The sequence below is a fragment of the Desulfamplus magnetovallimortis genome, assembly GCF_900170035.1.
Taxonomy (GTDB): Bacteria; Desulfobacterota; Desulfobacteria; order Desulfobacterales; family Desulfobacteraceae; genus Desulfamplus; species Desulfamplus magnetovallimortis.
This window is the reverse complement of record NZ_LT828561.1, coordinates 20231-26185: the sequence shown is the minus strand read 5'-3', so window position 1 is coordinate 26185 and position 5955 is coordinate 20231. Positions and strand designations below refer to the sequence as shown.

General features: G+C 41.8%; 8 protein-coding genes. 6 read left to right on the top strand and 2 right to left on the bottom strand.

Annotated elements, in window-relative coordinates:
* The first annotated feature begins 166 nt into the window (after positions 1-166).
* From MTBBW1_RS23990 to MTBBW1_RS23970, 5 genes are all read left to right on the top strand, one after another.
* The gene (locus MTBBW1_RS23990; protein ID WP_186441683.1) at positions 167-1030 is read left to right on the top strand and encodes an endonuclease/exonuclease/phosphatase family protein; all 864 of its coding nucleotides are present in this window, start codon (positions 167-169) and stop codon (positions 1028-1030) included.
* A 313-nt stretch (positions 1031-1343) separates the two neighbouring features.
* The gene (gene pyrR / locus MTBBW1_RS23985; RefSeq protein WP_080808466.1) at positions 1344-1880 is read left to right on the top strand and encodes a bifunctional pyr operon transcriptional regulator/uracil phosphoribosyltransferase PyrR; all 537 of its coding nucleotides are present in this window, start codon (positions 1344-1346) and stop codon (positions 1878-1880) included.
* A gap of 53 nt (positions 1881-1933) precedes the next feature.
* Positions 1934-2440 (top strand): MogA/MoaB family molybdenum cofactor biosynthesis protein, encoded by a 507-nt coding sequence (locus tag MTBBW1_RS23980; RefSeq protein WP_080808463.1) that lies wholly within the window; start codon positions 1934-1936, stop codon positions 2438-2440.
* A 17-nt stretch (positions 2441-2457) separates the two neighbouring features.
* Positions 2458-2862, top strand: coding sequence for a hypothetical protein (locus tag MTBBW1_RS23975; RefSeq protein ID WP_080808460.1), 405 nt, complete (start codon positions 2458-2460; stop codon positions 2860-2862).
* 182 nt (positions 2863-3044) lie between these two features.
* Positions 3045-3842 (top strand): MYG1 family protein, encoded by a 798-nt coding sequence (locus tag MTBBW1_RS23970; protein WP_080808458.1) that lies wholly within the window; start codon positions 3045-3047, stop codon positions 3840-3842.
* 273 nt (positions 3843-4115) lie between these two features.
* Here MTBBW1_RS23970 and MTBBW1_RS29810 read toward each other — a convergent pair whose 3' ends face one another.
* Together MTBBW1_RS29810 and MTBBW1_RS29805 are read right to left on the bottom strand one after the other, a co-directional pair.
* A complete protein-coding gene (locus tag MTBBW1_RS29810; protein ID WP_245809544.1) occupies positions 4116-4736 on the bottom strand; it encodes a DUF933 domain-containing protein in 621 nt (206 codons plus the stop codon).
* Entirely contained in the window at positions 4733-5185 is a 453-nt protein-coding gene (locus MTBBW1_RS29805; RefSeq protein ID WP_245809543.1) for a P-loop NTPase family protein, read from the bottom strand. The genes MTBBW1_RS29810 and MTBBW1_RS29805 overlap by 4 nt, the downstream gene beginning before the upstream one ends.
* Before the next feature lie 251 nt (positions 5186-5436).
* Between MTBBW1_RS29805 and MTBBW1_RS23960 the strand changes: the two genes are divergently transcribed.
* On the top strand, positions 5437-5955 hold a 519-nt coding region (locus MTBBW1_RS23960; protein WP_139786888.1), incomplete at its 3' end, for a YheT family hydrolase.

The following is a 5955-nucleotide window of genomic DNA, read 5'->3' as shown; positions in this document are numbered from 1 at the left end:
GAGTCAATACCCTTTCGGTAAAACAATACCGATTCAATGGGAACGGATGCTGAATATCAGGTTCTGATATATGACTTGATTTATGTATCAGAAAATATATAATCAATGGAATTTATGTCATTCAATATCATCCTATAACCATGGAAAAAAAGTTGATACCTTGCTCATGAAAACAAAAAAAATATTTATTACAATACTCTTTGTGACAGTTGTCGGCTGTGCTGCTGGCCTGCATGAAAGCTCCCTGCCAAATGCCCAGGTTAAGGCCGGTGCAATAAGGGTGACCACCTGCAACACCGGAGACCTTGGCGGTCACAAGAGGCTAAAAACCACGGAACTTGCAGATTTTCTCAAAAAATGGTGCAGTGCCGACATACTGTTTCTCCAGGAGATCAGGGGTGAAGAAGAAACTGAAATAATTGCAGATGCTCTAAAAATGAAGCATAAACTTTTTTTAAACAATAATCAAAAAAAAAATGGTATTGCCATTGTGTCAAGATTTCCCATGGAAAATCCCGATCACATCTATTTTAAGTCAAGCCCAAGGGGATATGGAGCGATTTTGGCGTATGCAACCATAAACAATGTGATGATTCAACTTGTAAGTGTGCATTTTGACAGAAATGACAACGTCAAATCAAGGGATGGAAGCGTTGAGGTAACCCCAAAGTCTGCATTACGTTTCCTTAAGGAGGAGGTGTTTGGTGACACTGTCCGCAGCAGGTCTGCCGAGGAACTTATTCAGTGGCTGAAACAAAAAGGGGAGCTGAATATGATTGTGGGAGGGGATTTTAATACCATTCCGGCATCACGTGCCATCAACACCTTGAAAAGCCTTCTTAAGGATGCTATGGAGCGCTCAGTGGTGGGTTTTGGAGGAACTTACACACGCCTGAGCGGTCCGCTACCGGCAAGGATTGACTTTATTTTTCACTCTCCGGAACTTAAGTGCCTTGAAGCTTCAATTATCCGAAAAAGCCCGGGGGATCATTATCCTGTTACGGCGCTGTTTAAACTGCCACAGGAATGAGTTACCCAAAAAAACTGCTTGCAAATCTCTTCAAAATCCACATCAGGAGCAAATGATGAGGTGAACCGCCATGGCTGTTATACAAAAAGAAATTTTCATTTTTTTGACGTGAACTCCCGATAATCGGGCATACCGTCCAGGATAGTTTAAATCGAAAAATTAAGGGTTACCGGAACTTTAAATATAAAAGAGAAAATCAAGGATTGCCCACATCTGAAAAAAGTGATAATTTTTTTAAAAAACTCCCTTTTCCATCATATTTTATCTGGTCTTAACAATTTTGACGGATCAGAAACAGAAAGAGGCAAATCCCATGAAACAGAAAAACATCCTGAGCAGTCAGGATATGGAACGGGCAATTACCCGCATCTCGTATGAAATCATTGAGGCCCACAGAGGCGTGGAAAATCTTGCCCTGGCCGGAATTGTCACAAGAGGTGACTCTCTTGCAAAGAGACTCCGTACAAAAATTGAACAGCTTGAAGGAGAAGCAATCCCTGTTGGGTCAATGGACATTAATCTCTACAGGGACGACTGGACAAGGATAAGTCACCACCCCATAGTAAGGCCGTCAAAAATATCCTTTTCCGTGGATGAAAAAAAGATTATTCTTGTGGATGATGTACTATTCACAGGAAGAACCATAAGGGCGGCAATGGAGGCTCTCATGGATTTTGGCCGGCCATCCAGGATTGAGCTTGCCGTACTTGTGGACAGAAGAGACCACAGGGAGCTTCCCATACAGGCTGATTACAGAGGAATACGAATAGAGACCCTCCACAGTGATACCATAAATGTACTTCTCTCTGAACATGATGGCGAAGACAGGGTCTTTGTTGAATACGAATAGAAAAAAACAAGCTGACAACAGCATCACAGATTGACCTTTGTACAGGAAAACATATGGGAACACTATTGCACAAAAAAAACATGCCAGAGAATCTTAAAATTGCAGTCATATCGGTCTCCACCACAAGAAGCATTAAAGAGGACAAAAGCGGTGAATGGATAAAAAAACAGGCCGCAAAAGAGGGACACGAGACTGTACTCCATCTTGTTGTAACTGATGAGATTGAAGCCATTAGAGACATGGTTACCCATGTTGTAGAAAATATATCCCCACATGCAATTCTTTTGTCCGGAGGAACCGGAATAAGCCCCAGGGATGTCACAATAGAGGCTGTGACACCTCTTTTTGAAAAGACACTAACAGCATTTGGAATTCTTTTTGCCCAGTTAAGTTTTGAGGAAATTGATTCGGCAGCAATCTTGTCAAGAGCCACTGCCGGCATTATTGGACGAAGTGTGCTTTTTTGTATGCCAGGAAGCATTAAGGCATGCAAACTTGCCTGTAACTCGCTTATATTTCCGGAACTTGGACACATTGTTAAACACATCTCAGAAAAATAAGGAGAACCTTGGAAATCATGGAAAAACTTGAACAGTTTATTGAAGAGTGGAACGAAAACGATTCAGAGACTAAAAAAGCATTTATTGAAATCATGGAACATCTAAAGGCTATGGAGGGCATAAAACTTGATTTTATTGCACGCCCTGGCGTTAGTTATTCGCTTCGTCCCCGCCATCCTGGTCAGGAAAAAAGGCCGCTTTTTGCAATGGCAGATGTAATTGATGACGACCCTGAAGCACGCTGGCTGTCTGTATGCTTTTATGAAGACATGATAACCGATCCTGATGAGATGGGAGATCTTATCCCTGGTGGCCTTCTCGGCTCTGACGGTTACTGTTTTGATCTTGATGAGTATGATGCAGAAGGAGTTATATACCTCAAGGATCGGCTGACAGAAGCTTATAAAAGGGCATCCGAGTAACCCACTGGATCTGGTAGCAGTTTAGTGCAGGCTTCATTTCCCAGTTTACACTTTCCGAATAAAAAACTCTGAGTTGCAGAAATCTCTCACAAAAAAGTGTAAAGTACGTTTGGGTTCAAATTAAGGATGCCCAGTTTAGAATATATTTTTGATTTGTAATAATGGCAAAGGAGACTTTTGTAATGAGCAAAAACATAAAAATACTCTTATTCATGTTGTTTTGTGCCCATTTTTGCCTGTTCCATATCAGGCCTCTTTATGCCTATGAAGTTGCGCCAAGGATATCTGACAGGGAGATCATTGAATCTCTTACCGAATTGAAGCAGGGTCAAAAGGCTTTGAATCAACGCCTGGATGACATGAATCACAATCTCAACAAAAGATTTGAGGGCATTGACAAACGCCTTGATGCCATGGACTTAAATTTCAATAAACGCATGGAAGAGATGAATTCAAGCTTCAATAAACGCATGGAAGAGATGAATTCAAGCTTCAATAAACGCATGGAGGAGATGAACTCAAGCTTCAACAAACGTATGGAGGAGATGAACTCAAGCTTCAATAAACGCTTAGATGAAATGAACTCGAGCTTGAATAAACGCATAGATGAAATGAACTCGAGCTTGAATAAACGCATAGATGAAATGAACTCAAGTTTCAACGAACGTTTTGAAATCATGGACAAACGTTTTGAAGAGATGCATGATACCATGCTTGTACTGTACACATCCACCATGGCTATTGTTGTATCCATGATGGGATATCTTATATGGGACAGACGAACATCCCAGAAACCTCTTAAAAGCAAGGTAAAAAAGCTTGCAGAAGATATGTCGGCAGTTGAAGAAGAACTTGAAACCCAGCTCAATATCCGCAACCCGGAAGGGCCTGTAGTACCAAGACTTCTGGATGCATTAAGGCAACTTGCCCGTACAGATGAAAAACTGGCCAGTGTGCTGAGAAGCTTCTCCCTTTTATAAAAAGCTTGCAGGCCATTTCATTACTGTGGTGCTGGCTACATCAGGATACCCGGGATTAACAGCATAAAGCAGGATTTATATATCCTGAGAATATTTTTTATCCTGGTTACTCAAAATCGACATTTTATTGCTTTTTCCGAAGTTATTGCAGTTGTCTGAACCAGGATAACCAGGATGGATAGGATGCTCAGGATAGAGAATCCTGCCTTATCTTTGTTAATCTTGGGCATCCTGATTCAAACAGTGTTAACAAGGCTTACAAGATCATGTAAGTTATACCTTGAATCTGATATTGAGAATATCCCCATCCTCAACAACATAATCCTTTCCCTGAAGGTACATCTTGCCGACCTTTTTAAGTTCCGCTTCTGACCCATACTCCATAAGTTCATCATATTTTATTACTTCTGCCCTGATAAACCCTCTCTGGAGATCAGAGTGGATGACACCTGCTGCCACCGGAGATGTTGAGCCTCTTCTGACAAGCCACTGCCGCACTTCATCTGCTCCAACTGTAAGAAAAGAGATAAGCCCGAGAGCCTTAAGGCAAAGACGGGTGAGAACCTCAAGTGCCGACTCATCTATACCAAGATCCTGCATGAATTCTCTCTTCTCATCATCGCTGTCAAGCAGTGCAATTTCCGATTCCACCTTTGCAGAGACAATCATCACCTCCATCTTTTCCGAGTCGCACATCTCCTTGAATTTTTCCATCATAAGCGTGTTTCCAAGGTCATCCTCTCCCACATTAAGGGCAATAATCATCTCCTTGCGGGTGATAAAAGGATAGCTTCTTATAAGTCGCTCCTCCTCTGGCACAAGCTCCAGCAGACGCAGGGGAATTTCCTGCTCAAGGTGTTCCAGCATCTTTTTCATGAGAGCAAGCTCTTTCAACTGCTCTTCATCCTTTTCTTTTTTACAAGCTGCTCAATTCTCTCTATCCGCTTTTCAACAAAAATCTGATCATGCATTATAAGTTCAGAATTTACCATTGAAGCGTCCCGCAAAGGATCCACAGAACCTTCGGCATGATATACTGCCTCATCTTCAAATGCCCTCACAACATGGCAAACAGCATCCATGTCTGCAATGTCCCTGAAAATATCCCCTCTGGCAATATTCTCCTGCTCCATCCTGGGAAGAAGCACCAGGTCAATTCTGGCATGCACCTCTTTTTTAGGGGTGTACATGGCAACCATGTTGTCAAATCTTTTATCAAGTATATCTGCGGTACCAGGAACCGGCTTTGGCGGCCCTGCCTGCTCCTTGAGTTCACTGCCGGTCAATGTCTGAAAAAGGGTTTTCTTACCTGTCTGGGGTAAACCTATGATTCCAACTTTCATATTATGTATAGTCCTTAAGTTAACAATCTTACTTTCTCTTAATCCATTTTTAAACGAGCATGATTGTGTACCAATCACCCCCAACTTTAAAAGTGAAAGCAGTTTTTACGGTAAAAACTTACATGATCTCTATCAAAAAACTGTACAATTGGCTATCAATTCTTTATCTTCCGGTCTCATATTTTAAGGAATATTTTTACTGCACCATCTGTTAATGAGTGATTACCAAAACAAAAAGGAAAAAGAATTAAATGACATATTTGCACTATAAACCGCCGATTCTGTTGAAAGGCGGCCACCTCCAGACCATATATCCTTCACTTTTCAGAAAAACAGACCATGACTTAAATCCAGGCTTTTATATAAGGGAGCGCATTGAAACCCCTGACAACGATTTTATTGATCTGGACTGGTCAAAAGTGGGCAGCAGCAGACTTGCAATTATCTCCCACGGGCTTGAAGGAAATTCCGGAAGGACCTATGTAACCGGTATGGTACAGGCCATGAATAGAGCTGGCCTTGATGCAGTTGCATGGAACTTTCGATCATGCAGCGGAGAGCCTAACCGTCTTTTAAGGTCATATCACAATGGCGTAACAGAGGATCTTGCATGGGTAATCCGGCATGCAGAAGAGATGGACAGATATCGAAAAATTTATCTTGTTGGCTTCAGCCTTGGAGGCAATCTTACACTTAACTACCTTGGAAGGGAAAAAGTTGCATCAACTGTCAGAAAAGCTGTTGTTTTTTCTGTGCCCTGCGATCTTAAG

Bases quoted from the DNA above. Each gene is read 5' to 3' on its own strand.
- MTBBW1_RS23990 (WP_186441683.1), top strand. From the start codon at position 167: ATGAAAACAAAAAAAATATTTATTACAATACTCTTTGTGACAGTTGTC.
- MTBBW1_RS23975 (WP_080808460.1), top strand. From the start codon at position 2,458: ATGGAAAAACTTGAACAGTTTATTGAAGAGTGGAACGAAAACGATTCA.
- MTBBW1_RS23980 (WP_080808463.1), top strand. From the start codon at position 1,934: ATGGGAACACTATTGCACAAAAAAAACATGCCAGAGAATCTTAAAATT.
- MTBBW1_RS23970 (WP_080808458.1), top strand. From the start codon at position 3,045: ATGAGCAAAAACATAAAAATACTCTTATTCATGTTGTTTTGTGCCCAT.
- pyrR (WP_080808466.1), top strand. From the start codon at position 1,344: ATGAAACAGAAAAACATCCTGAGCAGTCAGGATATGGAACGGGCAATT.
- MTBBW1_RS29805 (WP_245809543.1), bottom strand. From the start codon at position 5,185: ATGAAAGTTGGAATCATAGGTTTACCCCAGACAGGTAAGAAAACCCTT.